This is a genomic window from Pseudomonas sp. HN2-3 (assembly GCF_020691745.1).
Taxonomy (GTDB): Bacteria; Pseudomonadota; Gammaproteobacteria; order Pseudomonadales; family Pseudomonadaceae; genus Aquipseudomonas; species Aquipseudomonas capeferrum.
Map to the genome: position 1 here is coordinate 3,516,777 of NZ_CP085704.1, position 25,632 is coordinate 3,542,408.

The following is a 25,632-nucleotide window of genomic DNA, read 5'->3' on the forward strand; positions in this document are numbered from 1 at the left end:
CTAGTCCTGTACGCGAAGGCCTGCGGCCTCGATGGTGCTTTCATTGCCCTTTGGGTAGCCGCCCCAGCCCAGGCGCGTAGCCAGCAGACGGGTCAGCCCGTAATGCACCAGCCCGGCCAACAGGCAGGACGGCAGCGAGGCGGTGGCGAAGGTGAAGAAGTCGGTATGGGCCAGGGTCTGCGGGTTGAACACCACCACGTAGATGGCAAAGCCTGCCACCAGCGCCAGCAGCGCGATGGGGTTGAAACCCTTGCAGAAGCGCAGCGGCGAGCCGCTTTGCTCGGCATACAGATGGCGTAGGTTCAGGCGCTGCTTGCGCAGGAAGAAGTAATCGGCAATGCCAATGCCGGCCAGGGCGCTGTTCAGTGCCGACGTCCACACCAGGAAGATGAAGAAGCCGTCGTAGATACCCGGGGCCAACAGCACGATCACCACCGGTATGATGCAGAACAGCCCGATCAATACCCCCCAGCCCAGGCTGCGCAAACGCTCCCCGGCCAGTTGCCGCAGGCCGATCACCGCGGTGTAGAGGATGTTGACCATGCCGGTCAGGTTGGCCAGCGCCAGGAAGCTCAGGGCGATGACGCCGAATGTCATGCCGCCGGCCAGCCGCATCCAGGCCGTAGGGTCGCTGCTGCCCAGGGTGGTGGCGGCGAACAGGCTGACCGACTCGCCCAGCGAAGCAGCGCCGAAGATGCCCACCAGGTTGGGCCAGAAGGCCGTGCGCTGGTTGCTGCACAGGCGCGACAGGTTGCCGATGTAGGGCCACCAGGAGAACCCTGCGGCGATGTTGATTTCCACCGCGATCATGAAGTTGACGTGCGGGTTTTCGAAGGGTGGCTGCAAAGGCGGCATCGCCAACAGTTCGCCGAAGCTGTAACGGCGGGAGATGAAGTACATCAGCGCCAGCATGATCAGGATCAGGCTGGGCGCGATCACCGCGCTCAGGCGGCGGATCATGTCGGGCCCGCGCATGGCCACCAGCGCCGCCAGCACGATGGCCAGCAGGGCCCCGGCGGTCACCAGCCAGTCGCCGGCGTCGGGCTCGCTGTGCTGTACCAGGGTTTCCAGGTTGTCCAGCGCCCGCCCGCACATCAACCCCAGCACCGCCAGCCAGCCCATGGTCAGTATCACCACCGAGAGGATGTACACCAGGCGGCTGCCATTGACGCCGAACATGCTGCGCAGGAAGGTGAACTGCTCGACGCCATATTTGCCACACGGCAGGCAGGTGGACGATGCCGCCAGTACCACGCCGATGATGTTGCCGATGATGATCGCGGCAATCCCTTGCAACGGCCCGACGAACAGCGCGGTGGCACCGCCGATCAAAAACACCCAGGTGGCCACCGCCAACGCCGAGTTGGCGTAGGCATAGCCCCAGAAGCCCCAGACCCGTTCACCCGGCAGCAAGGGCGTGTCGCCGCGTTCGGCGGCCAGGCGAAATTCCTGCTCTCTGGCCCGGCTCATGGCTGGCCCCCCAGCACATACGCGCCGACCACCATGACCAGGGTCAGCACGGCAAGGGCGATGACGTCCGTTGCCTTCAGCGCGCCGGGCCAGTGCGCCCTGCCCTCCAGTTCTTCATAGGCGCGCAGGCGCCGTTCCAGGTCTTGTGCACGCTCGGTATCCACTTGGCTGTTCATGGGCATCACCTCGACGGGTTCTTGTTCTTGAAATTCGATGCGTTCGTGTTGCCTGCGTCGCTCGCCAAACCAGGCGACGCAGGCCGGCCCTGTCCCTCAGGGCAAGGTGATCCAGACCGCCTTGGTCTCCAGCAGAAACTCCAGTTGTTCGGCGCCCATGTCCTTGCCATAGCCCGACTGCTTGTAGCCACCGAACGGCATGGACGGGTCGAGTGTGCTGTGGGCATTGACGTAGACCGTGCCGGCACGCAGGCGCGGGATCAGCCCGTGGACCTTGCCCAGGTCGTTGGAGTAGATCGCCGCCGCCAGGCCGTACTGCGAATCGTTGGCCAGCGCCAGCGCCTGTTCCTCGGCGTCGAAAGGCATGGTTACCAACACCGGCCCGAAGATTTCCTCACGGACGATGCGCATGTCGTTGTTGCAGTGGGCAAAGATGGTCGGCTGCACGAAGAAGCCAGCGCCCTCGACCGGCTCACCGCCGTAGTACACCTGCGCCCCTTCGGCCTTGCCCAGGGCGATGTATTCCAGCACCCGCTGCTGTTGCTGGCGCGACACCATGGGGCTGATGAAGCAGTCCGGGTCCAGCCCCGGGGCGATCTTCAACGTCGCCGTGTAGCGCGCCAGCGCTTCGAGGAAGGCCGGGTAGACACTGCGCTCGACATAAGCACGGGTACCGGCATCGCACACCTGCCCCGAGTTGAAGAACACACCGTTGGCGACCGCCTCGGCCGCAGCAAAGATATCGGCATCGGCGAACACGATCACCGGCGACTTGCCGCCCAGTTCCAGGGTCAGGCGCTTCATCTGGTCCATCGCCGCCTTGCCCACCGAGCAGCCCACCGGGGTCGAACCGGTAAAGCTCAGCTTGTCGATGCCCGGGTGGCTGGACATCGCCGTGCCCACCACGCTGCCGCGCCCGGTGACAATGTTCAGCACACCGTCGGGGATGCCCGACGCCTGCACCAGCTCGGCAAAGCGCAAGGCCGACAGTGAGGTCAGCTCCGCCGGTTTGACCACCACGGTGCAGCCGGTCGCCAGCGCCGCGCCGAGCTTCCAGGCCATGGTTTGCAGGGGGAAGTTCCAGGGCACGATGGCCCCTACCACGCCGACGGCCTCCTTGCGGGTATAGGCCAGGTAGTTGCCCGGCAGCGAAGGCTCGACGGTGCGCCCATGGATCTTGCTGGCCCAGCCGGCAAAGTAGCGCAGCGTATCGACGGTGCCCTGGATGTCCACGGCACGGGCCTGAGCGACCGACTTGCCCATGTCGATCGACTCGATCTGCGCCAGCTCATCGCCATTAGCCTCGACCAGGTCGGCCAGGCGATGAATCAGGCGCTCGCGCTCCAGCGGCTTGAGCTGGCTCCACGGGCCGCCATCGAATTGCGCGCGGGCGGCACGCACCGCACGGTCCAGGTCGTCCGGGGTGCCCATGGGGATGCGCGTCAGCACGCCCTCGGTGGCCGGCTCGATGACCTCGGCGCTGGCACCATCACTGGCCTCCAGCCAGGCACCGCCGATGAACATGCGCTGGGGCTTGCAGAGAAAACGCTGGGCGGCCTCTGAAACCCCGAAGGCCTGCAGGTAGGCTTTTACCTTGTTGTCCACGGTACAGTCTCCGGATCAGCGGGCGTTGGCGCGCGCGTGGAAGATGAAGCCGATGCTGTTCATCAGCAACTGCGCGGCAAGAATCGAGGTCACGCCTGCCGGGTCGTAGGCCGGGGCCACTTCCACCAGGTCCATGCCGACGATCCGCCCCTGGCTGCGCCGGGCCAGCGCCTGGATGATCTCCAGTACTTCGTAGTAGAAGAATCCGCCATGGCTCGGTGTGCCGGTACCTGGGGCGATGGACGGGTCGAAACCGTCGATGTCGATGGTGATGTAGTAGTCGCGGCCTTCGGGGATTTTCGCCATCACGCCTTCACAACCCAGGCGGCGCACGTCGCGTACCGAAAGGATCTGCGAGCCGGCGTCGCGCGCGGCGTCGTAGTCATCGCGGTTGGAGGACGACACGTTGCGGATGCCCATCTGGGTCATGCCGACGATGTGGTCCAGCTCCGAGGCGCGGCGCAGGGGGCTGCCGTGGCCGTAGCGCACACCATGGCGCTCGTCGACGAAGTCCAGGTGGGCATCGAAGTGCACGATGTGGATCGGCCCATGGCCTTCGAAGGCCTTGATCACCGGCGCATGGATCGAGTGGTCACCGCCCAGCACCACCGGCATGGCGCCGGCCTTGAGAATCTGGCGCACGGCCGACTCGATGTTGGCATTGCTGCTGGCCATGTCGGTGTGCACGATATCGGCGTCACCGACATCGACCATGCGCAGTTGGTCATCGGTCAGGTAGGTGGCGTCATCTTCGAAGTCGTAGGCGCCGGCATGGCCGAACGAGAACAGGGTTGATGCCTCGCGAATGCCGCGCGGTCCGAAACGTGCGCCAGAGCGCCATTGGGTGCCCATGTCGTTGGGCGCACCGAGGATCGCCACATCGGCGTCGATGGCATCCCAGTCGGTGCAGATGGGCGATTTGGCGAAGGTGCAATGCCCGACGAAGGGCAGGTTCAGGCGGCCGGATTCATAACCGTGCTTTGCCATGTTCAGGTTTCTCCACTTATTGTTCTGGTCAGGAGACGGGGCGACTGCTCGACCGCCGTTGCAGCCACTATGGCGGCAGGCCAACAGCGGAAAAATGCGCAAGTGCAGATGCATACATCGGGCAACCCGAAGTATTCGCCCGAATGCCAAAGGCCCGCCGGCATTTCCAGGCGCCAGGCATTGCAGTGATCACGGGTGCGTGGTTAGCTTGAAAAAAAACAATGGCCGGACGCTCATATCAGCCAGCGCGATGTGACGCAGCGATGTGAAGCACCGCCAGGAGGCCACAGTGATCCAGCTCCACGATGTCGATCTGAAGCTTCTCAGGGTGTTCACCACCATCGTCAGGTGCGGGGGCTTTTCCGCCGCGCAGGCAGCACTCAACGCCGGCCAGTCGACCATCAGCGAACAGATGACGCACCTGGAAACCCGCCTGGGGGTCAAGCTTTGCCAGCGCGGGCGCAGCGGCTTTCGCCTGACCGAACAGGGCGTGGCCATCCATGAGGCCACCTTGCGCCTGCTAAGCGCGGTGGAGAGTTTCTGCATGGATGCCGACGTGCTCAAGCAGCACATCAGCGGCAAGCTCAACCTGGGCATCATCGACTCCACCCTGACCGACAACGCCTCGCCCCTGCCGCGCACCACCCAGCGCTTTGTCTCACGCGGGCACGATGCCCACCTGCACATTTACATCGGCGCCCCGGCGGAGCTCGAAGAGCGGGTACTGGACAGCCGGCTGCACCTGGCCATCGGCCACTTCCCGTTGCGCGTGCCGGGGCTGTCGTACCTGCCGCTGTACGACGAAGCCCTGGGGCTCTACTGTGGCCGCCGCCATCCGCTGTATGCCAGCAAGGCGGCCAACGGCCGCCTGCTTGAAGAAGTTCGCCAGTGCCACATCGTCGTGCGTGGCTACATGCAGCAGTACGACCTGGAGCAATTGGGCATCAGCAAGGCCGCCGCAACCGTGGAGAACATCGAGGCAGCGGCGATCCTGATCATTTCCGGCGCCTACATCGGTTTCCTGCCCGTGCACTTCGCCGAGCAGTGGGTCAAGACCGGCGAAATGCGCCGCCTCGGCGCCAGCACACTGGACCTGACCTCCCCCTTCGATGTAATCACCCGGCGCGGCGTGTCGCCGCCACCGATCCTGCGGGCGTTTCTTGAAGACCTGAACACCTGCATCCACCAGGCTGGCGTCTGACCACGCTCGGCTTACCCTGTACTACGGCTTCCCGCAAGCTGCCCCTCGATCCAGTCGATGAAGGCACGCACCTGGGGCCGCTTCAACTGCTCCTTGCGGGCGACCAGGTAGTAGGCAAAGCGTGACGGCCAGGGCCGATCCACGGCCACTACCAGGCTGCCGTCACGCAGCCCGTCCTCGGCATGCTGCGCCTGGACCAGGGCGATGCCTTGACCGCTCGCGGCCGCGCGCAGCAACAGCAGCTCCTCGTCAAAGCTTGGCCCACGCCGGCTGCGGCTGTCAGGCTCGAAGCCGTGGGCCTGCAACCACAGCGTCCAGTCGGCACGGTCGGCATCCTGCAGCAGCGGGTACTGCAGGCAATCTACGGGTTCATCCAGTGCCGGCCCACTGGCGAGCAGCGCCGGGCTGCAAACGGGGAGCAGCACGGGCGCCAGCAAAGGCATCGACTGCAGCCCCGGGTAGTCGCCCAGGCCATGGCGCAGGGCAATGTCGACACGCTCACGCTGCAGGTCGACCAGTGCCGCGGTGGCCTCGACACGAACCTCGATACCAGGGTGCAGCGCGCTGAAGCTACTGAGGCGCGGCACCAGCCAGCTGGACGCGAAGGAAGGTTGCGTGCTGATGGTGAGGGTGCTGGCCCGTGCCAACGCTTCAAGGTCGAGCAAGGCGCTCTCGATTTCGCCGAAACCGCGCGAAACGCCGGGGTACAGGCCCGCCCCGGCCTCGGTGAGCTGCACGCCATGGCGGCTGCGTGTCAGCAAGGTGACGCCGAGGCGGTCCTCCAGCAGGCGAATCTGCTGGCTGATGGCTCCCGGCGTAACCCCCATGCGCTCGGCGGCAGCCTTCAGGCTGCCCAGGCGGGTGGTTTCGCTGAAGGCGCGCAAGGCAAGCAGTGGCAGAACGGCACCCATGGAATTCCTCGATTTAGAAAAACTAACGCTGGCGTAAGAAGCAATCGTTTTAGTATCGCGCTCAATCTGCATAGCATAGCGCTCAGGCCAAACAACTTGCGTTAGTTTTCCTGAGGTTATTCGACATGCATGATCCCTCGCTGGTGCTGTACACCGACAGCTCGCCCAATGGCTTCAAAGCCACCATCGCACTCGAAGAGATGGGCCTGCCCTATCGCCTGGAGCATGTTCGCATCGAGCACGGCGAGCATTTGCAACCGGGCTTTCTCGCGCTCAACCCGGCAGGCCGCATCCCGGTCTTGGTCGACCATGCTGCCAACATCGTGCTGTTCGAGTCTGCTGCCATTTTGCTGTACCTGGCACAGCTCAGCGGCCAATTGCTCGACCCAGCGCCGCAGCCGCGCTGGGCGGCGATCACTTGGTTGATGTACCACAGCGCCAGCATGGGGCCGCTGCTCGGCCAGCGCGTGCACTTCGAATGCTTCGAGGCCACGCCCAACCCTGCGGCGCTCAAGCGCTACCGCAGCCTTACCGAAGGCACCTTCAGCGTCCTCGACCGGCAGCTTGCCACCCAGCCATGGCTGGCCGGAGAGCGCTATTCGATCGCAGACATCGCGACCTTTGCCTGGCTGCACATCGCCGCCCTGGTGGGCTTCGACTTCAGCCCCCACCGCCACCTGACACGCTGGTACCGCCAGGTCGAGCAACGCCCCGCCGTGCAACGGGGTATCCGCCTGCCCGCCCCGGCCACTGGCCCATGAAATCGCCCACCCAAGGAACGGCCATGAACCCTACAACTCCCACCTGCGGCGCCAACGCCAGCGCCTTCGCCCAGCACCCCGGCTACCGGCGCATGTTCGCGCCCGATCAACTGACCTTGGGCATCTTCATGCCGCTGCGTTTCTACGACGGCAACATGCAGGCACTGGCCGGGCAGGCACGGCTGGTCGGCGACATCGACCGCCTGGGCTTTGCCGCCGCCTGGGTGCGTGATGTGCCCTTGTTCGACCCGGCCTTCGGTGACGCCGGACAGGTATTCGACCCGTTCACCTACCTGGCCTACCTGGCCGCGCAGACTCAGCGCATTGCCCTGGTGACCGGCAGCGCGATCTTCGCCTTGCGCCACCCGATCGACCTGGCCAAGGCCGCTGCCACCCTCGATACCCTGTCGGGTGGGCGCCTGGTGCTGGGCATCGCCTCGGGCGACCGGCCCGTGGAGTTTCCAGCCTATGGCTTGGACCACGACACCCGCGGCGAGCGCTTTGCGCAAAGCGTGGACTACTTCCGGCAACTGTTGGCCGAGCACCCCGGGCCGATCCAGTCGCCGCTGGGCCAACTCGGCAGCGCCCGGCTGCTGCCAAGGCCAGTGTCAGGGCGCATCCCATTGGTGGTGACCGGCTCGTCACGCCAAAGCCTGCAGTGGCTGGGCGAACACGCCGATGGCTGGCTCACTTACCCCGACGCCACCCATAACGTGCTTGGACCACGACGGTTGGCCGAAAAAATCCGCGCCTGGCGCGCAGCGATACCGGGCGGTGGTTTCCGCCCGCACATGACCAACGAATGGATCGACCTGGACGACGACCCGAACTTCCCGCGTACACCGCTGCAAGGCGGCTACGTGCTGCGCACCGGGCGCAACGGGTTGATCGACCTGCTCGGCGAGTGGCGCGAGGCCGGGGTCAACCATGCAGCATTGGGGGTGCAGATGGCGCGGCGCCCGGCCCAGGACATCCTTCAGGAACTGGCCGAAGAGGTACTGCCGCTGTTTCCGGCGCTGGCAGGGCCAGCACCGCATTCGCAGGACTGGTAGCGCGCTGCTCAGTTGCACAGTGGGTCGCGCAATTCATTGGCAGGCCAGTTGCATCAAGCGAAATGGATTGGGAACACCGCCAACAGGTATAGATAAATCCGACCATACCTTGGTCAAGATCAGATCAAGCATGGCAATCGCCCAAAATGAAAAAGGGCCGCGTACGGTGTGCGGCCCAGAGGCTCAGACGCTGCGGGTAACGCCGCCGTCGACCTTGATGTTCTGGCCGGTAATGTAGGCTGCCCCTTCGCTCGCCAGGAAGGCGATAGTGGCGGCAATCTCCTCACTCGTGCCATAGCGCTTAAGTGGCACACCTTCTCGACGCTGCTCGGTAGCAGGGAGACTGTCGATCCAACCCGGCAGCACGTTATTAATGCGAATGTTGTCAGCGGCGTACTTGTCAGCAAAGATTTTGCTGAACGACGCCAAACCGGCACGGAAAACTGCCGAGGTAGGGAAGAGTTCGCTTGGTTCGAACACCCATGCAGTAGAAATGTTGATTATTGCACCGCCGTTCTGGCGCTGCATGTACGGCGTCACCAATCGCGTAGGGCGAATGACGTTGAGCAGGTAGGTCTCCATACCCAGGTGCCAGTCTTCGTCGCTGATCTCAAGGATCGGTGCCCGCGGGCCATGGCCGGCGCTGTTAACCAACACATCGATACGGCCCCATTTCTGAATGACTGCATCGACGAGGCGCTGCAGATCTTCGTTTGACTGGTTACTGCCGGTTACGCCGATACCGCCTAACGCTTGCGCCAGGGCCTCCCCCTTGCCAGAGGAAGAAAGAATACCCACCTTGAAGCCGTCGGCAGCCAGTCTACGTGCTGCTGCCGCTCCCATGCCGCTACCACCGGCAGTGACTATTGCTACTTTTTCTACTGACATACATCCTCCTGAGTGAGGCGTGGATGGGTGGTTGGTGAAATGAGACTAGCACCGCTCAGCACCGCTCAGAGAGACAGCAACGCTTGTTCATGTCAGTAGATAATCTATAGCCTCGCCTGTTGTCATTGGAACAAGCCCTTGAGTCCGCGCGTGTCGATTACGGTATTTTGCGGGCCGATTGGCGTGCATGACGGGCCGTTATCGACCCTGAGCGGACGGTAGGTGTTGGGCATAGAGGTGACAGCTTTGATATTTTCAACGTCTGTCAGATCGAGCGCCGCCCGCGCGGCGCTCGATCTGGTAAGCGCCAGAAATGTCATGACGAACACCTCCCGGCCCACTCCGAACGCAACGCCATTACCGTCCGCTCAGGGTCGAAAGCTGCCGTTCGTGGAAGGCGGCTTTTCGACCCAACGCCGCCCATTATGCCCCCCCACTAATTCCACTCAGTTTCAGGTGGCAGCGGACTGCCTCAACCTGCGACTCGACCCAGGCGTCTTACCCGTAACACGCTTGAACGCCCGACTGAACGCCGCCTGAGACGTATAGCCCAAACGCTGCGCGACCTCTTCAATCGGCACCCTTTCCAGCGTCAGCCACTGGCTGGCAAGCCGCATTCGCACTTCGGTGACATAGCGCAGCGGGGTCATGCCAATCGTCAATTGAAAACGCTCCGCAAAGACCGAGCGGGACGTATTGCATTGCTCCGCCAACTGCTCGACGGTCCAGTCGCGACCCGGTTGTTGATGCAGCGCCAGAAGTGCACCTGCCAGCCGCGGATCGCGCAGGGCGGCAACCAGGCCGGAGGCGTTGCCGCAGGCGCACTCGACCCAACCACGAACGACCATCGCGGCGACCACGTCGGCCAATCGCGCGAGGATGCCGGCGAAGCCGACGCGTGCGGCGCTGACCTCGCGCTCCATGGTGGTGAGAATAGGCACCAGCCCGGGGTAACGCTGGCCGCCGGCATCAATCAGCATCAGGCCCGGCATCAGCTTGCCAAGGCCATGGAGGCTGCCCAATTCGAATTCCATGCATCCACTGAACAAAAGCGTGGTCGGCATGGGGCCGGCATCGGTTCCGGTGGCCACCGCGCTGACGGTGTCGCCCAGAGGCTCGCCGCCCAGAAGGTCGATGTCCTGCACGGGCACGTGCGTATGCGAGAGCAATTGATGGGCCGCGCCATGGGAGATGAAGACGGCGTTACCGGCGCACAGCGCATACGTTGTCCCGTCTTCCATACGCAGCACCGCGTTGCCGACCGCCAGGAAGTGGAACCAGGCATGCCCGGGTTTGGCAGCGAAGCCCAAGCCGAAGGCCGGGCCCGCCTGGATACGCCGGTACTCGACACCGCGCAGGCGCATGCCGCGCAACAGTTCGTTGATGAGGTCGGAAGAAAGGGCAAATTGGTCTGTCGACATTGCTCAGGTGTTTTCGTCAAAAAATTGAGTTTTTCGATCATAGATCATCCGGATTCTCGCGCCTAGACTACGGGTCGCAATTGAAGATTGGGAGATCCATGCAATGACTGACCTTGTATGCAATGCCGTACCCGACAGCCGTCCCGGCGCCGGGCCGGATGCAGAACCTGCAACCCCCGCGTGGATGGCCGTATTCTCGTTGGCCATGGGCGTGTTTGGCTTGCTGACCGCTGAGTACCTTCCGGCCAGCCTGTTGACGCCGATGGCGACCGAGCTGGGGGTATCCGAAGCGCTGGCTGGCCAAGCGGTAACGGTGACAGCCGTGGTGGCGCTGTTCGCCGGCCTGTTGGTGCCAGGCCTGACTCGCAGTATCGATCGCCGCTGGGTGTTGCTGGGTTTTTCCACGTTGATGATCGCGTCCAATCTGTTGGTCGCCGTTTCCTCCAGTTTCGCGGTGCTGTTGTTGATGCGTATCTTGCTGGGCATCGCACTTGGCGGGTTTTGGAGCATGGCGGCGGCGGTGGCGATGCGCTTGGTGCCGGGGGCTTTGTTGCCGCGCGCGCTCTCGATCATTTTCAGCGGCATCGCCATCGGGACGGTGGTTGCGGTCCCGCTGGGTAGTTATCTGGGCGGGCTATATGGCTGGCGCAGCGCGTTCTTTGCAGCGGCCGCGGTGGGGGTGGTGACCCTGGCTTTTCAGTCACTCACGCTGCCGAGCCTTGCGCCACGTCGGCCGGCACGCCTGCGCACGGTGCTTGAAGTGTTGCAGCGCCCAGGCATCGCGATGGGGATGTTCGGTTGTGTGCTGGTGCACAGCGGCCACTTCGCGATGTTCACGTATATTCGGCCATTCCTCGAAGGTACGACCGGCATTGGCCCGCAGGGGCTGTCGCTGATGTTGCTGGGTTTTGGTGTGGCTAATTTTGTCGGCACGTTGGTGGCCGGGTGGATGCTGACTCGTCACCCGTTGGCAACCCTGGTGTTGATGCCCGCGCTGGTGGGCGTTGCGGCACTGGCGCTGGTCCTGTTGCCGGCGTCGGTGCCAGGGCAGGCCGTACTGCTGGCGGTCTGGGGCCTGGCCTTTGGGGGTGTGCCGGTGGCGTGGTCGAACTGGGTCGCCAGCGCGGTCCCTGACCAGGCGGAAAGCGCCGGGGGCATGGTGGTAGCGTCTGTACAGTCGGCCATCGCCACAGGCGCAGCCGCGGGCGGGGCAATGTTCAGCCTCGGTGGCAGCGCAGGCGTATTCGTGGCGGCGGCCGTGCTGATGCTGCTGGCCGCGTTGCTGATTGCACTGCGTGTGCGAGTGCCTTCGGTAGATGGCGCTGTACTGAACGGGTCGGCACTCCACCTGTGATTTAGCTCTCCAAGCAGCGCCGATCCGCTTCCAAACGGCTTAACCCATGCTGCAGCACCGGCAGCATGTGCGGGATTTATCAGCGCGGGAACAACAGCGTCACAGCAAAGCGAAAGCCCCAGTCTTCTGGGCCATTATCCGGTGATTCGAGCCAGTAGCGCGGCCCAGCCTGGAGGGTGACCTATCGTTCCTGCAAGAGTTCCAGGGCCCGATCAAACTCGAAAAGTTCAACCTGTTCGGTCACCAGCGCCAGGCGTTTCGCCAGGCCCTGCTCCAGTGACAGCTTGCGCAGTTCGGCCAGCGCATTCACGGCCGCCGTGTCGCTTTCAGCCAGCAAGCCTTTTAGCCTGCTCAATTGCTCGCTCAACATACTACTGTCCCGCACGCCCTCCCCCCCCAGCGTGGGTGTGTGTACGTCCAAACCCGCCAGGGCAGATAGTGTCGGCAGCAGGCATCGTTCAACCGCGGCAGCCCTAGCCTGTATCACTGCAGCGGGATCACCGTTCTGACAGGCCTGCTCCAAGGCAGCGGCGGCCTGCGCCACGGCCCTGGCACCGAGGTTGCCGGCGGTGCCTCGCAGGCTGTGAGCCACACGTGCCGCCGCGCCAGGGTCGGAGTCAGCCAGTGCGGCCTGAAACTGCTGGGCAAAATCGGCCTGGTTGTTGCGGAAATTGCAGAGCAAGCGCAGGTAAAGCTCTCGCCGCCCCATGCAGGTTGCCAGGCCGCTCTCCAGGTCAATACCCTCCAGGCGATCCGGCAGCTCTTTCGGCTGGCCTGCACCGGGCGGTTCGGCAAGCGCTGGAATCACGGCGCGAGGCTTGATCCACCTGGCCAGGGTGGCGAACATGACATCGACATCGAGCGGCTTGGATATGTGGTCGTTCATGCCACTGCTCAGCGCCCGTTCTCGATCACCGTCCATGGCGTTGGCGGTCATGGCGATGACCGGCAAAACGTCGAACCGCGGCTGCTGACGAATGTGCTGAGTGGCCGTGTAGCCATCCATCACCGGCATCTGGCAATCCATAAGCACGCCATCAAAGTCGCCATCTTCGGCAAGAATATCTAACGCCTCCTGGCCGTGAACAGCGAAACGCAGACGAATCCCGACACTTTCAAGCAGCTCAGTGGCCAGCTCTTGGTTCAGTTCATTGTCTTCCACCAAGAGAAGCCGAGCGCCGTTGAGGCTGTACAGCGTGTTTGCACTCTGCTTCGCACGCTCGCCAGCGCGAGTATCGGCCTGCGGTGCTGTGCCCAGCACCCCGCCAATGGCTTCCAGCAATGAAGATGGGGTGACCGGTTTGGTCAATACCACTGGCAACGGCATGCCTTGACGTTGCGCTTCTTCGCGCGCTTCCTCGCGGCCAAAGGCAGTGACCATAATCACCGACGGGGTATGCTTCAGGCTTGCGGTATACATACGTTTCATGGCTTCAATGCCGTCCATTCCGGGCATGCGCCAATCCATTAGTACCAAATCGTAGGGCAACGTCCTGTGCTCGGCATTAGCCAGCATTCGCAGCGCGTTACCACCATCCTGCGCTACATCCACTTCCAGGCCGAAGCTACGCGCCATGCCCGAGAGGATCTGCCGAGCACTGGCGTTGTCGTCGACCACCAATACTCGCATACCCCGTAATTCGTCGGCCTTGAACATGCGACGCGGCTCGATACCTGGCTGAACACCAAGGCGCACCTGGAAATGAAAGGTGGAGCCGACCCCCAGCTCGCTTTCAACCCAGATTCGGCCATCCATCAACTCCACCAACTTCTTCGAAATGGACAAGCCCAGGCCGGTACCGCCGTACTTGCGCGTGGTCGAGCTATCGGCCTGGCTGAAAGACTGGAACATGCGCGAGCACTGCTCGGCGGTCATGCCGATGCCTGTGTCGCGTACCCAGAAGTGCAGCTGCACGTGCTCCTCAGGCGAGTCGACTGCCTCCACGCCCACTACAATCTCGCCACGCTCGGTGAACTTGGCAGCATTGTTGCCCAGGTTGATCAGCACCTGGCCAAGTCGCAGTGAGTCGCCAAGCAGTGCGGTAGGCAAATCGGGCGGGGTCTGGAATAACAACTCCAAGCCCTTGCCCTCGGTTTTCAGGCCGATCATGGCAGCGATACTGTCGAGTACATCCTCCAGGCGAAAAGGCGTGTGCTCAAGGCTCATCCTGCCGGCTTCGATCTTGGAGAAATCGAGGATGTCGTTGATGATCCCCAGCAGGTTCTGCGCCGAACGGTGCACTTTATCAATGTAGTTGCGCTGGCGCTTATCCAGCTCTGTCAGCAGCGCCAGGTGGCTCATACCGATGATGGCGTTCATGGGCGTGCGGATTTCATGACTCATATTGGCGAGAAACTCGCTCTTGGCCTGAGTAGCCTGCTCGGCGGCGGCGCGTGCCTGCGCCAAAGCCGTCACATCGATATTGATGCCGGTTGCGCGCAGTGGCCTGCCGTCAGGGGTGCGCGAGAAGCGATTGAGCGATTTGAAGGTGCGCACCCCACCATCATCTTGCCGCACGATGCGAAAGTCGAGTTCTAAACGATCACCGCCACTGTGGACGGCGTGCTCGAAGGTACTGCTGACGCGCGCGACGTCATCAGGATGCAGCAGCGCCTGCCAGTGCTCCACGGTGCCACCGAAGGCGCCTGGCTCAAGGCCGAACATCGCTTCGAGCTGCGGCGTCCAGTAGTTTTCCCCGCTGACCAGATCGACATCGAACAAGCCGATGTCGCCGGCCTCCTGGGCCAGGTTCAATCGATCGCTCGCAGTGCGCAGCCTGGCTTCCATCATCCTGCGCTCATTCACGTCACGCACCGAGGCACACACACAGACGCCTCGCCCCTCAAGACGCGGTAGATGGGACAGGCCTATTTCTACAGAGAACAGGCTACCGTCCTTGCGCACGCCGCGCAGGTCATCCTGGTCCCCGCCCATCTGCCGGGTGCCGCCACTGGCAAGAAACGCGTCGCGCTGCTTGATATGCCGTTCGCGGGCGGCATGCGGTACCAGCCGCTCAATGCTGGCGCCGATCAACTCACCCGGTTCATAGCCAAACAGGGCATCCATCTGCGGATTGGTCATCAGAATGTGGCCATCGTCGCCCAGCACCAACATGCCATCGGGCGCCGCTTCGATAATGCCGCGGTACCACGCCTCGGTTTCACGCAGTGCTGCCTGCTGGGCCTCCAGCGTTTGAGCCTGGTGCTCCAATTGCAGAGCCTGGGCACTCATCTCGTCCGCCTGGCGGCGAGTTTCCAGCAACAGTGCCTGGGCGGCCTCGCTGCGCTCCATAATGGCCATGGCCCCGGCGAGGATGGGCAATACCTCTTGCAGCAACAGCGCCTGGTTCAGCTCCAGAGGGCGCAAACCAGCCATTTCCAGTACCCCGTGGAGGCGCTCTCCGCGTAGTACCGGCTCAACCAGCAGAAGGCTGGCGCACGCCTCGCCCAACTGTGCGCGCACCCGCCAGAACGGCTCAGGCAAATCGGTGAACTGTCGGGGTTGGCGATCCACGGCGCACTGCCCCAGTAGCCCTTCACCTAACTCAACCTCAGCGCGCAAGGGGCGCTCGCTGTCCACGGCGTAGCCACCGAGCAATTGCAGGCGTGGCGCCTCCTCGTACAGCACGTACAGCGCGCCCTGACAGATGCCCAACTGAGGGGCGATGCGGCAAAAAAACGCCTGGGCTAGCTGCGAGGGGGTTTGGGCCTGCAGCAGGTCCACCTGCAACAACGAAGCATGACCTTTGACCCAGCGCTGGCTTTCAAGTTGGCGGGCCTCCAGTTGCAGCGTGGCGATTGCCCGGGCAAGGTCACCGGTCTCGTTGCTAAGGTCGGTGTGAGGGATCTGGCTGTCCAGCTTGCCGGAAGCCAGCTCGTCCACCGCTATGCGCACACGGTTAAGCGGTACGCGGATTGAGCGGCTGACCAGCCAGGCAAGCATCAAGGCCAGCGTCGAGCCCCCCAGCAGCAGTATGTAAGTGAGTACGCTGCTGTGCTGCGCATAGTCGGCTAGGCTCTTCGCCGTATCATGAATATCCGCTTGCTTGTTGTTCTCTATCCGGATGAGCAGATCGTCGCACTCCTGTTCAAGTGCGATAAATGCCTGGCTCGTGAGGACGGTCAGCGCCCTGCCCAATTGACCGGTGCCCACCAACTCAAGCGCTTCATCGCCTTGTTTCTGCAGGCGCTGCAACGCCACTTCAAACTCCACCAGGCTGGTGACGCTGCTTTGTCGCCGCAGCGTCGGGCGCACTTGTGCAAGGGCCTCTTGCAGACGCTGCTGCGCAATGTCCATCTGCGTCCTGGCACTGACGCGAGTCTCGGCGTTGCTCGTTGCCACCGCGCGTTGAAGCGCCTGCACCAGGTGTGGCAACTGAACCCGGACTTCCTGTACATGCTGGATGCCGACCAGATCCTGCTGGTAGAGCTGTTGCATCTCGCCCCTGAGCGAAAACTGCGTGCGCAGGCTCTGCACGCCGAGCATCAGGAAAAGTGTCAACAACGCAGCAAAGCCGATAATCAATTTACTGCGCAGAGACAATCGCTCGAACAGCTCAAACAGTCTGTGCATACACCGCCTCAGTTCGTGTGACGTGCAGATTGGTACAAACGGCTTAATGCTTTTCAGCGACAGACTTGGCTTCAGCTAACTGCTTGACCAGATCCTGGTCGCTGTCGGCGAACTGCGCTGCAATTGCCAGAAAGCGCTCGGAATGGGCAAGGAATGCGTCGCAGATATCCGGGTCAAAATGCGCGCCGCGGCCTTCGCGGATAATCTCCACCGCCTGAGCGTGGGGCATGCCTGGCTTGTAAACACGGCGGCTGATCAGCGCATCGTAGACATCCGCCAGCGCCATCAAGCGAGCGCTGATGGGGATATCATCACCCGCCAAGCCCTGCGGATAACCGCTGCCATCCCATTTCTCCTGGTGGCTATAGGCGATTTCCTTCGCCAACTGAAGGAAGTCGACCGTTATGCCCAGCTGGTCCTCGGCGTGCTGAATGGCATCGCGCCCCAACGTCGTGTGAGTCTTCATTATTTCGAACTCTTCGGCGGTGTAACGTCCTGGTTTGAGCAGGATGCGATCAGGAATGCCAATCTTGCCGATATCGTGAAGTGGTGCCGATTTGAACAACAGCTTGATGGTTTCCTCATCGAGGAAGTGTCCAAAGCGCGGGTGCTCGCGCAGCAGCTCGGCCAACAACTTGACGTAGTGCTGAGTGCGACGGATGTGGTTGCCTGTTTCGTTGTCGCGGGTTTCAGCCAGCGATGCCATGGCGTGGATGGTGACGTCCTGGATGGCGGTCACCTCGCGGGTGCGGCGCTGCACTTCTTGCTCCAGGAAATCGTTCTGGTCGCGCAGGAAGTCCGCAGCTGCCTTGACCTTGATTTGTGTCTCAACCCTGGCCAAGAGGACAGGCGGGATGATCGGCTTGGTGATGTAGTCGGCAGCCCCCAGGCCAAGCCCGCGAATTTCGTCCTCGGCAGCAGCCATGGCGGTCAGGAAAATGATCGGGATGTTGCGGGTACGGGGGGCACGCTTGAGCTGCTTGGCAACATCGTAGCCCGACAAGCCCGGCATCATGATGTCAAGCAGGATCAGGTCGGGGAGTGCGTCGCCCTGCAGTAGGCGCAATGCTTTCTCGCCACTGTTGGCTGCTTTGACCCGATATCGATTCCTGAGCAAGTCGGCGATCAGCATCAGGTTGTCGGGCGTGTCGTCGACCACCAGAACCGTGGCTGATGGGTAAATGTAGTGCATGCCATCCATTGCCGTTGGTCCCTTGTTGGACGATTAATAGAGGGGCAGTCAGCATCGACCCCTGGCAAAGCGTAGCAGTGAAACTTGCTGGCTGGCCGCGGCCTGTCGTTGACTGCGTTGCTATATCCATTTCGAACCGCGGCTTTGTTTAAAGGGTTTGGCGATGCATTGCATGCCTGCGGCGAACACCCGCTTTGGGTCGATCGCTACCGGTCACGACAGACCGCTTTCGACTCAAAGCAGTCGCTGATGCAAGAAGGAAAACGTGCCTCCCCGCCCACACCAGTAGACGACTGGTCTAATCTACGTTAGGCTTCGCTCACCATGAAGAAACCAGCCAACGAAATGCGTGAGCACATCCTCGATGTTGCCAGAGCACTAATGACCCACAAAGGCTATACGGCTGTCGGTCTCAACGAGGTGTTGAGCACGGCCGGAGTACCCAAGGGCTCGTTCTACCACTACTTCAAGTCCAAGGAAGAATTTGGCCAGGCATTACTCGACGTTTACTTCGACGAGTACCTGTCCCGTATCGAGCCGATCCTCAAGCAGCAGGCGAATGGTGCGCAAAGTCTTCTGAAGTACTTCCAGTACTGGAGCGAAACCCAATATGACGAGGCCGTGGATAACAAATGCCTGGTGGTCAAGCTCGGCGCTGAAGTCTGCGACCTTTCTGAAGTGATGCGCCACGTGCTGGATAAAGGCACGTCCCGCATCATCAGGCTGATCAGCGATAGCATCGAGCGTGGTATCGCTGATGGCAGCATCGTTACCCAAGACAGCAAGGCGCTGGCCGAGTCGCTGTATCAACTGTGGTTGGGCGCATCGTTGATGGCAAAGGTGAACCGTTCTACCCAACCCTTCCAATCGGCGCTGGCCATGACGAAAAGCCTGCTCGGTTGAGCGGCTTTTTTTAACCAATTAATAGACGACTGGTCTACTTAGATGAATTTGATGGAACCACTCATGACTGATAACAGTACCCGTACCGACTTGTTCGAACCCACCCGGATGGGTGCCATCGAACTCACCAACCGCATCGTCATGGCACCCGTGACGCGCAGCCGTTACGCCGAGGATGGCGTGCCCAATGAACTGCATGCTACCTACTACGCTCAGCGCGCCTCCGCTGGCCTGATCATCGCCGAGGCGACCAACATCAGCGCCCAAGGCCGTGGCTACGCTGCGACGCCCGGTATCTGGAGCGCAGAACAAACGGCTGGCTGGAAGAAAGTCACCGAAGCTGTGCATGCCAAAGGCGGCAAGATCGTGTTGCAGCTGTGGCATGTCGGCCGCTTCTCAAGCGTCGAACTGCAGCCTGACGGTCAGGCACCGGTAGCACCCTCTGCGATCCGGGCCGAGGGCAATACCTACACGGTCGACGGTTTCGTGCCAGTGTCCACACCGCGCGCGCTGGAAACTGACGAGATAGCCGGTGTTATCGAGCAATACCGAGTTGCCGCGCGAAACGCCATGCACGCGGGGTTCGATGGCGTGGAAGTGCATTCTGCCAACAGCTACCTGCTCGATCAGTTTCTGCGTGACTCTACCAATCAGCGCACCGACCAGTACGGTGGCTCGATCGAAAATCGAGCACGCCTCACCCTTGAAGTCACCCGCGCAATGATCGAGATATGGGGGAGCGACCGGGTCGGCATCCGACTTTCACCGGTGACCCCGGACGCCGGTAACACACCTCCCGACAGCAACGTCATGGGCCTGTTCGGTTACTTGGTGCCCGAGCTGAACAAGCTCGACCTGGCCTACATGCATTTCGTGGAAGGCGCCACTGCGACTAGCCGCGATATCCCTGCGGGCGTTGATATGGATGCCCTCAGCGGCCTGTTCGCAGGGCCCTATATCGGTAACAACAACTACGACCTGGAAATGGCCATCGAGCGCCGCGCTCAGAACAGGATCGATGCAGTGGCCTTCGGCCGCTTGTTTATCTCCAACCCAGACCTGGTTGAACGCCTGCGCCATGGTGCAGAACTGAGCACCGCTCCCAGAGAGAGCTATTACGGCGGTGGGGCCAAGGGCTACACCGACTGGCCGAATGGCAACTACTGAAGCACCCGCAGTGGTACAGCGTTATCCGTCACAGATGCCCAGTTGGGCGTGAGACATGGCATTCGTGCAGGCGACTGCGGGGCTGCTTCTCGCGTAAACGGGCTGGCGCTTCCTAAATCTCACAACAGGGAAAAACACCATGAGCAACCCCACCTATGTACAGGAATACAAAGCCATCGTCGAAGTGCTGAACCGGTACAACGAAGGCGGCAAACAGGCCAATAGCAGCATCATGAAACCAGCTTTCAGCGGGCAGGCGACCATCTTTGGCGTGGATGCTGACGCCAAGCTGGTCGGCGGGCCGATTCAAGGCCTGTTCGACACCATCGACAACCCCCCTTTCCGCCCGTCCCCCGAGGCTGTGGGCGTGATCGTCAGTATCGATATCGTTGGCACCGCCGCCAACGCCCGTATCGACACCAACGATATCTCCGGTTTCTGCTTCACCGACTTTTTCAACTTACTAAAAGTCGAGGGTAAGTGGACGGTGGTCAGCAAGATCTACCACACCCACATCGCGCCCTGAACTGCGCGCTTCCGGGCTCCCGGTCCTCCGAAACCGGGCAGTCTTTCGGCGCATCATGCGTCTCCCAGCACCTGGGTAGCTAACCATGAGCAAAAACATCAAGACCGTTGCCATTGCCGAATGTAGTGCTTACGCCATGATCACATGCACGAACCGAGGCAGATATCTGGGCCACTCGGGTAAGGCGCCAAGTCTTGTCATTTGCCAGGGCTTGAGGCAGGGTCGATACCACTGACATCTCTGCCAAAGGAGTCACCCCATGTCGACGCTTTATCCCAGTATTGATCCTGAGGGGCTGGTCGAGTACTCGGTGGTCTACACCGACCGCTCGCTCAATCACATGTCACAGACATTTCAGGGCGTGATGAAGAACATTTCCAAGACCTTGAAACAGGTCTATGGCGCCGAAGCTGTTGCGGTAGTGCCGGGCAGCGGTACATTCGGCATGGAGTCGGTAGCGCGACAGTTTGCCACCGGCCAGCAATGCCTGGTGATACGCAACGGCTGGTTCAGTTATCGCTGGAGCCAAATCCTTGATACGGGCAACATCCCGGCGGCCACCACGGTGCTGAAAGCCCGACCGGTCGACACCGGGCGCCAGGCTGCCTACGCGCCCCCGCCGCTGGAGGAAGTGCTGGCGGCCATTCAGGCGCACAAGCCTCAGATTGTCTTCGCCCCCCACGTTGAAACCTCGTCAGGGATTATCCTGCCCGACGAGTACCTGCGGGCCGTCGGCGACGCCGTGCATGCGGTGGGTGGCCTGTTCGTGCTGGACTGCATCGCCTCTGGCACGCTTTGGGTTGATATGCAAAAGTGCGCAGTCGACCTGCTGATCAGCGCACCGCAGAAAGGCTGGAGCGCCTCCCCTTGCTGTGCCCTGGTGATGCTCAGCGCATTGGCCCTCGAGCGCATCGAGCACACGCAGAGCAGCAGCTTTGCCTGCGACCTGAAAAAGTGGCTGCAGATCATGCAGGCCTACGAACAAGGCGGACACGCCTACCATGCAACCATGCCCAGCGATTCGCTCGCCCGATTCAACGACGTGATGAACGAGATGCAGGCCTACGGTTTCGACAAGGTCCGCGACGAACAACAGGCGCTGGGTGATCGGGTGCGCGCCATGTTGACCGGTAAAGGTTTCAAGAGCGTGGCCGCAGCCGGCTTCCAGGCCCCAGGCGTCGTGGTCAGCTACACCGATGATGCCGACATCAAGAGCGGCAAGAAGTTTGCCGCTCACGGCCTGCAGATAGCCGCCGGCGTGCCGTTGCAATGCGACGAGCCGGCCGACTTCCAGACCTTCCGCATCGGCCTGTTCGGGCTCGAAAAACTGCACAATATCGAGCGCACAGTCAGCACCCTTGAGCAGGCACTGGAGGAAGTGATGGCGAACTAAGCCATCAACCTCCTACCGTAAGGTGAATTTCAGGAAGGTAGCCTGCCAGGGTTACGGAGCGGCATTCGCTTCGTACGGCAGTGTTGAGCGCAGCAAGCTGCGAAGTGGCCCATAGCAGTCACCTTTATGCCGGGGCCGTTTCGCGGCCCATCGCCGGCAACAGAGCTTTGGGTCAGGTCCGCCTTGGGTCGAGAGCAGCCGGTCCCGGCTGGCCGCTTTCGACCCAAAGCCGACACTTGGATCTTGCGGCTGTTTAGCGGCCCATCGCCGGGAAGCGCGGCTCTAGGTGTACAATCGAATGCCCTAGTTCAGGAGAAGCCGATGCTGTTTACCATCGCCCCAGAGGACTGCCAACGCATCGGACAGAAGCTGGCATTGAAACTCGACATCACGAATGACCTTCCCGCGCGCGTCTTCCTTCAGCCAAACCTAGATTATTGGTTCTTTGAACGGTCGCTTCTTTCTGACTTGGGCCTGCTCGAAAGTCTGTTGATCGAGAGCCATCGGCAATTCTCAAGTGGAATGGGAGTTCTGTTTTCATGGGGTACCCCTGATTGCACAGGCAGGCTGTTCGATGGTAGCTCCACAGAGGAGAGTGTGTTTGAGCTTCAGCGCCAATCATTCCGCCCACCAAACACGCCGCTGGAACTGCCGCACTTGGTATTCAGCCCGACCCATGAATGGCTTGCCTATGAAAGTGCTTTCGAAGAGTGGGGCGTGTTGGCAATGGACCGCTCCCTGATAAACACTGAATTTGCAGGGTATCTTAATCGTGAATTCATCAGCATCGGGGAAGCGTGGAGGCTCAGCAAGCTGGAGGACTTCAATGGTATGTTGGCTAGGGCTTTCCTCCGCAATTACGGCTGCGTTTGAGGATTGATCAGTAATCTACCGGCATTATTCGCTGGGAAACCAACGCCGTGAGTTGCTCACTTCAAAGGGCTGCTATGGGTCGGAAGCGGTCATCTGCGACCGACCGCTATCGACCCAACGCTGACGTTCGATAACCGCCCCTAATACCTTTCCTCTTGGAACAACCCACTCACCCACTCGACAAATACCCTCACATTGGGTGACAGATGACGGCGATCTGGAAACAGCACGGAAACGGTCTTCGGTTCGACTGGAACATCCGGCAGAACCTCCACTACACGCCCGCTATCGATGTATCGCTGCAACGCCGGGCGCAGCCCCTGTACCATCCCGATCCCCGCCAGTGCGCAGTAGAGCAAAGCCTCGGCATTGTCGACGACGATGCCGCTGCGCATCTTTACGCTAATCATTTTACCGTTGGCCCTGAATCGCCAAGGCATGATCTGGCGGCGCTGCTCAACCATGAAGTTGACTGCCAGGTGCGCCTGCAGATCATCCAGCGTGCCGGGTAAACCATGTTTCTTTACGTAGGCGGGAGCCGCGCAGGTCACCAAAGCGACCTCGCCGATACGTTTGGCAACCAGGCTCGAATCATCCAGATCACCGAGCCGCACGGAACAATCGATGCCTTCCGCGATAAGGTCGTTCAAGTTGTCAGAGGTTGCCAGAGATATTTCCAGGCCAGGGTAGCGCTCCATGAACTCGGGCAGTCGCGGGATTATCACCGCGTGACCGAGTACGGTCTGCATGTCGATCCTGAGCTTGCCTCGCGGCGGACGAGTCGGCGAAAACCAGTCCAGTGTGTCCGCTAGTTCAGCGAGTAATTTCAGGCTGCGTTCGTAGAACTCATCGCCAGCGGGCGTGGTGTTTACTCTGCGCGTGGTGCGGTGTAACAGCTGCACTCCCAATTCGTGCTCGAGATTTTGGATGAGCTTGGAGAGTGCCGGGCGATGTACATTGAGTGCCTCGGCCGCTTTGGTGTAGCTGCCATGCTCAACCACCGCCACGAACATTTGCATGGCTTCAATCAGGTTCATCGCCATCTTCCAGTTACCTGTGCATTGGGACAGACGTACTCTGCACTGAGGACGATAGCGAAGCTAGGCTCCCTCTCTCAGACACCAAAACAAAGTAAGCCATCACTGCTTGGAAGCAAACAGCGATGGCGTACGACGCCAGTCTCACTGCCGCAGGATGTTATTTAGTCAACCACGACGACGATCTTGCCGATCTGCGAATTCGACTCCATTCGGCGGTGTGCTGCCGCAATTTCATTGAGCGGGAAGACTTGGTCGATGACGGGCTTGAGCTGACCACCTGCCAAGCCTTTGGCAACGAATGCCTTGGCATTGGCCAGCTTTTGAATATCTGTGGTGATTTCGAACAGCTCGTAGCCGCGCACGGTCAGGTGTTTGCCAAGAATGTCGAAGACGGGAACCGGGATATCGCGATGATCGAGAGCGCCGTACTGGAAGAAAATCCCGTTGTTGGCCATGGACTTGATCAGCTTGGTTGCCTCGGGGCCACCAACCGGATCGAAAACAATACGCGCACCTTTGCCCTCGGTGATCGCTGCCACCTCGGCAATCAGATCCTCTTCCTGGGTGGCGATGACATGTTTTGCACCTGCATGCAGCAACGCCTGACGCTTGGCACTTGTGCGGGTAAGGGCCACCGGGATGGCTCCCTGCATGTTGGCGATCTGGATCGCTGCCAGGCCGACACTGCTCGACGCAGCCGGGATAAGCACGGTTTCGCCAACCTGTAGATTGCCGTACTCAATCAGGGCGCCGTATGCAGTAACAAACATCATCCAGCTGGCCGCTGCCTCCACGAAACTGAGGTTGGACGGATGCTTGACGACAGCATGCGCAGGCGCATTGACCACCTCGCCATACATGCCGTAATCAGCGAAAGAGAATGCCGGCACGACGCTAACTACGTCACCGGGAACAAGGTCGCGGACGTCACTGCCAACCGCGCGTACAATGCCGGCCGCTTCATAGCCCAGCTTCGCTGGGAACTGGGGATCAATCACGTACTGCCCAGTGCGGTACATGATTTCTGCACGATTCAAACCGATAGCTTTTACTTCGATCTGAACCTCGCCGCTTTTCGGCGTGGGTACTGCGACTTCATCGAGGATCAGAACATCAGCGTCACCGGTACGGTGAAAGTGAACAACCTTGGGCATGGCACACCTCATTAACGACAAGAGATAACGGTTCCTTCTGGAAGGCTGTGTTGATCCTACCCACCCTCTTGCCTGCGATAGAGAGCTGATCGGCTCATAAATTGGTACTCAAGAAGAACCAATCCCTAGCTGATCGGCAAACAGAAAGGCACGGATCCGCGAAGCGCAGCCATAGGTCGAAAGCGCCCGTTCATGGATAACGGCTATCGACCCAGAGCAGACCCTGGGTGCTGGGGCACTTCACAGCCCACCGCCGGCAAGCCCTGCCCCCACATGCACAGCGCAGGCGTGTAAGCTGCTTCCATGTCATGGACGGCAGGTCCTGCCACCTGCGTCATCGCTGATTCACAACGGAATCTATATGGAAGCCAAACTCCGCACCGGCGTACACGGTGGCTATTGCACGCTTGACTGGAACAGTGGATGCGACGTATCGCTCAATTACCCACGCCAGGCTTTGATGAGTGGTATGTCTTTGAGCGCTTGCCAGACTGGACGAAGCTCTCGAAATTCAGAAGCGCAATCGCATTTCAACCTTTTGCCGATGGGGTCAAGGCCGACGAGTTCTGGTCGCAAATTGAAGATCTGCAACCTGAGCACGCCCTCTTGGGCGCATGCCCAAGCCTGCTGCTGATAACTAGGGACGAAGCTGTTTACGAGCGCACTCTGGCGCTCTATTCCACATCGGTGTTTCCCATTGGTGGATGATGCCTCTCGCATCGCCTGCGACGCTGATCTGGCTGCAGAAAAAGGGAAGTAGCGACCATTCGCAACGCGTCAGGCGCAGGTCTGACAACGCACAGCGACGGGCGAAACACGGCCGTCGCTATCCACCCCAAGGCGTCTACGGCCGAAGGTCGGGCGCAGGCTGGCGGAAACCTCGTGTCAGCCAGGTGAGGAAGACCACAGGGTTGAGCGTGCCGAAAAACTGCTTTGGGCGGTTTGTCGGCCCGGCCCATGAAGTCAAGCAGGCGGCTGGTGCACG

The 25,632-nt window shown here is 61.2% G+C and carries 22 protein-coding genes; 10 read left to right on the forward strand and 12 right to left on the reverse strand.

Going from position 1 to position 25,632, the window contains the following annotated elements:
* The 4 genes from LJX93_RS15965 to speB all read right to left on the reverse strand — a co-directional run bounded on the left by LJX93_RS15965 (nt 1) and on the right by speB (nt 4,238).
* Complete coding sequence (locus LJX93_RS15965; RefSeq protein WP_033698617.1) at nt 1–1,470, reverse strand: cytosine permease; 1,470 nt, start codon at nt 1,468–1,470, stop codon at nt 1–3.
* Nucleotides 1,467–1,646 carry a hypothetical protein gene (locus LJX93_RS15970; protein ID WP_033698618.1) on the reverse strand — a complete coding sequence of 60 codons (180 nt, stop codon included), beginning with the start codon at nt 1,644–1,646 and terminating at the stop codon, nt 1,467–1,469. The genes LJX93_RS15965 and LJX93_RS15970 overlap by 4 nt, the downstream gene beginning before the upstream one ends.
* Nucleotides 1,647–1,742: 96 nt before the next feature.
* The gene (locus LJX93_RS15975) at nt 1,743–3,251 is read right to left on the reverse strand and encodes an aldehyde dehydrogenase family protein (protein ID WP_227696185.1); all 1,509 of its coding nucleotides are present in this window, start codon (nt 3,249–3,251) and stop codon (nt 1,743–1,745) included.
* Nucleotides 3,252–3,266: 15 nt separating this feature from the next.
* A complete protein-coding gene (speB, locus tag LJX93_RS15980) occupies nt 3,267–4,238 on the reverse strand; it encodes an agmatinase (RefSeq protein ID WP_033698620.1) in 972 nt (323 codons plus the stop codon).
* 289 nt (nt 4,239–4,527) lie between these two features.
* On the opposite strand from speB, the gene LJX93_RS15985 reads away from it, so the two are divergent.
* The gene (locus tag LJX93_RS15985; protein WP_047583414.1) at nt 4,528–5,439 is read left to right on the forward strand and encodes a LysR family transcriptional regulator; all 912 of its coding nucleotides are present in this window, start codon (nt 4,528–4,530) and stop codon (nt 5,437–5,439) included.
* A gap of 11 nt (nt 5,440–5,450) precedes the next feature.
* Here the strand turns inward: LJX93_RS15985 and LJX93_RS15990 are convergent, their stop codons facing one another.
* Nucleotides 5,451–6,350, reverse strand: coding sequence for a LysR substrate-binding domain-containing protein (locus tag LJX93_RS15990; RefSeq protein WP_095064569.1), 900 nt, complete (start codon nt 6,348–6,350; stop codon nt 5,451–5,453).
* A 125-nt stretch (nt 6,351–6,475) separates the two neighbouring features.
* Here LJX93_RS15990 and LJX93_RS15995 point away from each other — a divergent pair, with 125 nt between their 5' ends.
* Together LJX93_RS15995 and LJX93_RS16000 are read left to right on the forward strand one after the other, a co-directional pair.
* Entirely contained in the window at nt 6,476–7,111 is a 636-nt protein-coding gene (locus LJX93_RS15995; protein WP_156311142.1) for a glutathione S-transferase family protein, read from the forward strand.
* Between the two features lie 23 nt (nt 7,112–7,134).
* Complete coding sequence (locus LJX93_RS16000) at nt 7,135–8,163, forward strand: LLM class oxidoreductase (RefSeq protein ID WP_156311143.1); 1,029 nt, start codon at nt 7,135–7,137, stop codon at nt 8,161–8,163.
* Nucleotides 8,164–8,346: 183 nt separating this feature from the next.
* Here LJX93_RS16000 and LJX93_RS16005 read toward each other — a convergent pair whose 3' ends face one another.
* The 3 genes from LJX93_RS16005 to LJX93_RS16015 form a co-directional block, all read right to left on the reverse strand.
* Nucleotides 8,347–9,051 (reverse strand): SDR family oxidoreductase, encoded by a 705-nt coding sequence (locus LJX93_RS16005; RefSeq protein WP_156311144.1) that lies wholly within the window; start codon nt 9,049–9,051, stop codon nt 8,347–8,349.
* A 122-nt stretch (nt 9,052–9,173) separates the two neighbouring features.
* Complete coding sequence (locus LJX93_RS16010; RefSeq protein WP_152604615.1) at nt 9,174–9,371, reverse strand: hypothetical protein; 198 nt, start codon at nt 9,369–9,371, stop codon at nt 9,174–9,176.
* Between the two features lie 132 nt (nt 9,372–9,503).
* Complete coding sequence (locus LJX93_RS16015; protein WP_047583417.1) at nt 9,504–10,472, reverse strand: AraC family transcriptional regulator; 969 nt, start codon at nt 10,470–10,472, stop codon at nt 9,504–9,506.
* 103 nt (nt 10,473–10,575) lie between these two features.
* Here LJX93_RS16015 and LJX93_RS16020 point away from each other — a divergent pair, with 103 nt between their 5' ends.
* The gene (locus LJX93_RS16020; protein ID WP_033698644.1) at nt 10,576–11,826 is read left to right on the forward strand and encodes an MFS transporter; all 1,251 of its coding nucleotides are present in this window, start codon (nt 10,576–10,578) and stop codon (nt 11,824–11,826) included.
* 181 nt (nt 11,827–12,007) lie between these two features.
* Here LJX93_RS16020 and LJX93_RS16025 read toward each other — a convergent pair whose 3' ends face one another.
* On the reverse strand, nt 12,008–16,399 hold the full coding sequence (locus LJX93_RS16025) for a response regulator (RefSeq protein ID WP_227696186.1): 4,392 nt from the start codon (nt 16,397–16,399) through the stop codon (nt 12,008–12,010).
* 43 nt (nt 16,400–16,442) lie between these two features.
* Complete coding sequence (locus LJX93_RS16030) at nt 16,443–17,600, reverse strand: HD-GYP domain-containing protein (RefSeq protein ID WP_033698641.1); 1,158 nt, start codon at nt 17,598–17,600, stop codon at nt 16,443–16,445.
* Nucleotides 17,601–17,915: 315 nt separating this feature from the next.
* Here LJX93_RS16030 and LJX93_RS16035 point away from each other — a divergent pair, with 315 nt between their 5' ends.
* The 5 genes from LJX93_RS16035 to LJX93_RS16055 all read left to right on the forward strand — a co-directional run bounded on the left by LJX93_RS16035 (nt 17,916) and on the right by LJX93_RS16055 (nt 22,453).
* Nucleotides 17,916–18,494, forward strand: a complete 579-nt coding sequence (locus LJX93_RS16035) for a TetR/AcrR family transcriptional regulator (protein ID WP_227696187.1) — start codon at nt 17,916–17,918, stop codon at nt 18,492–18,494.
* 63 nt (nt 18,495–18,557) lie between these two features.
* Nucleotides 18,558–19,661: an alkene reductase gene (locus LJX93_RS16040; protein ID WP_095064576.1), complete on the forward strand. Its 1,104-nt coding sequence runs from the start codon at nt 18,558–18,560 to the stop codon at nt 19,659–19,661.
* Nucleotides 19,662–19,800: 139 nt separating this feature from the next.
* Nucleotides 19,801–20,187: a nuclear transport factor 2 family protein gene (locus LJX93_RS16045; RefSeq protein WP_047583420.1), complete on the forward strand. Its 387-nt coding sequence runs from the start codon at nt 19,801–19,803 to the stop codon at nt 20,185–20,187.
* A 259-nt stretch (nt 20,188–20,446) separates the two neighbouring features.
* Nucleotides 20,447–21,580 (forward strand): aminotransferase class V-fold PLP-dependent enzyme, encoded by a 1,134-nt coding sequence (locus LJX93_RS16050; protein ID WP_047583421.1) that lies wholly within the window; start codon nt 20,447–20,449, stop codon nt 21,578–21,580.
* A gap of 321 nt (nt 21,581–21,901) precedes the next feature.
* On the forward strand, nt 21,902–22,453 hold the full coding sequence (locus LJX93_RS16055) for a hypothetical protein (RefSeq protein ID WP_033698634.1): 552 nt from the start codon (nt 21,902–21,904) through the stop codon (nt 22,451–22,453).
* A 140-nt stretch (nt 22,454–22,593) separates the two neighbouring features.
* Here the strand turns inward: LJX93_RS16055 and LJX93_RS16060 are convergent, their stop codons facing one another.
* Entirely contained in the window at nt 22,594–23,490 is an 897-nt protein-coding gene (locus tag LJX93_RS16060) for a LysR family transcriptional regulator (protein WP_033698646.1), read from the reverse strand.
* 164 nt (nt 23,491–23,654) lie between these two features.
* Nucleotides 23,655–24,647: a zinc-dependent alcohol dehydrogenase family protein gene (locus LJX93_RS16065; RefSeq protein WP_033698647.1), complete on the reverse strand. Its 993-nt coding sequence runs from the start codon at nt 24,645–24,647 to the stop codon at nt 23,655–23,657.
* Between the two features lie 423 nt (nt 24,648–25,070).
* Here LJX93_RS16065 and LJX93_RS16070 point away from each other — a divergent pair, with 423 nt between their 5' ends.
* Nucleotides 25,071–25,355, forward strand: coding sequence for a hypothetical protein (locus LJX93_RS16070; RefSeq protein WP_227696188.1), 285 nt, complete (start codon nt 25,071–25,073; stop codon nt 25,353–25,355).
* Nucleotides 25,356–25,632: the final 277 nt, after the last annotated feature.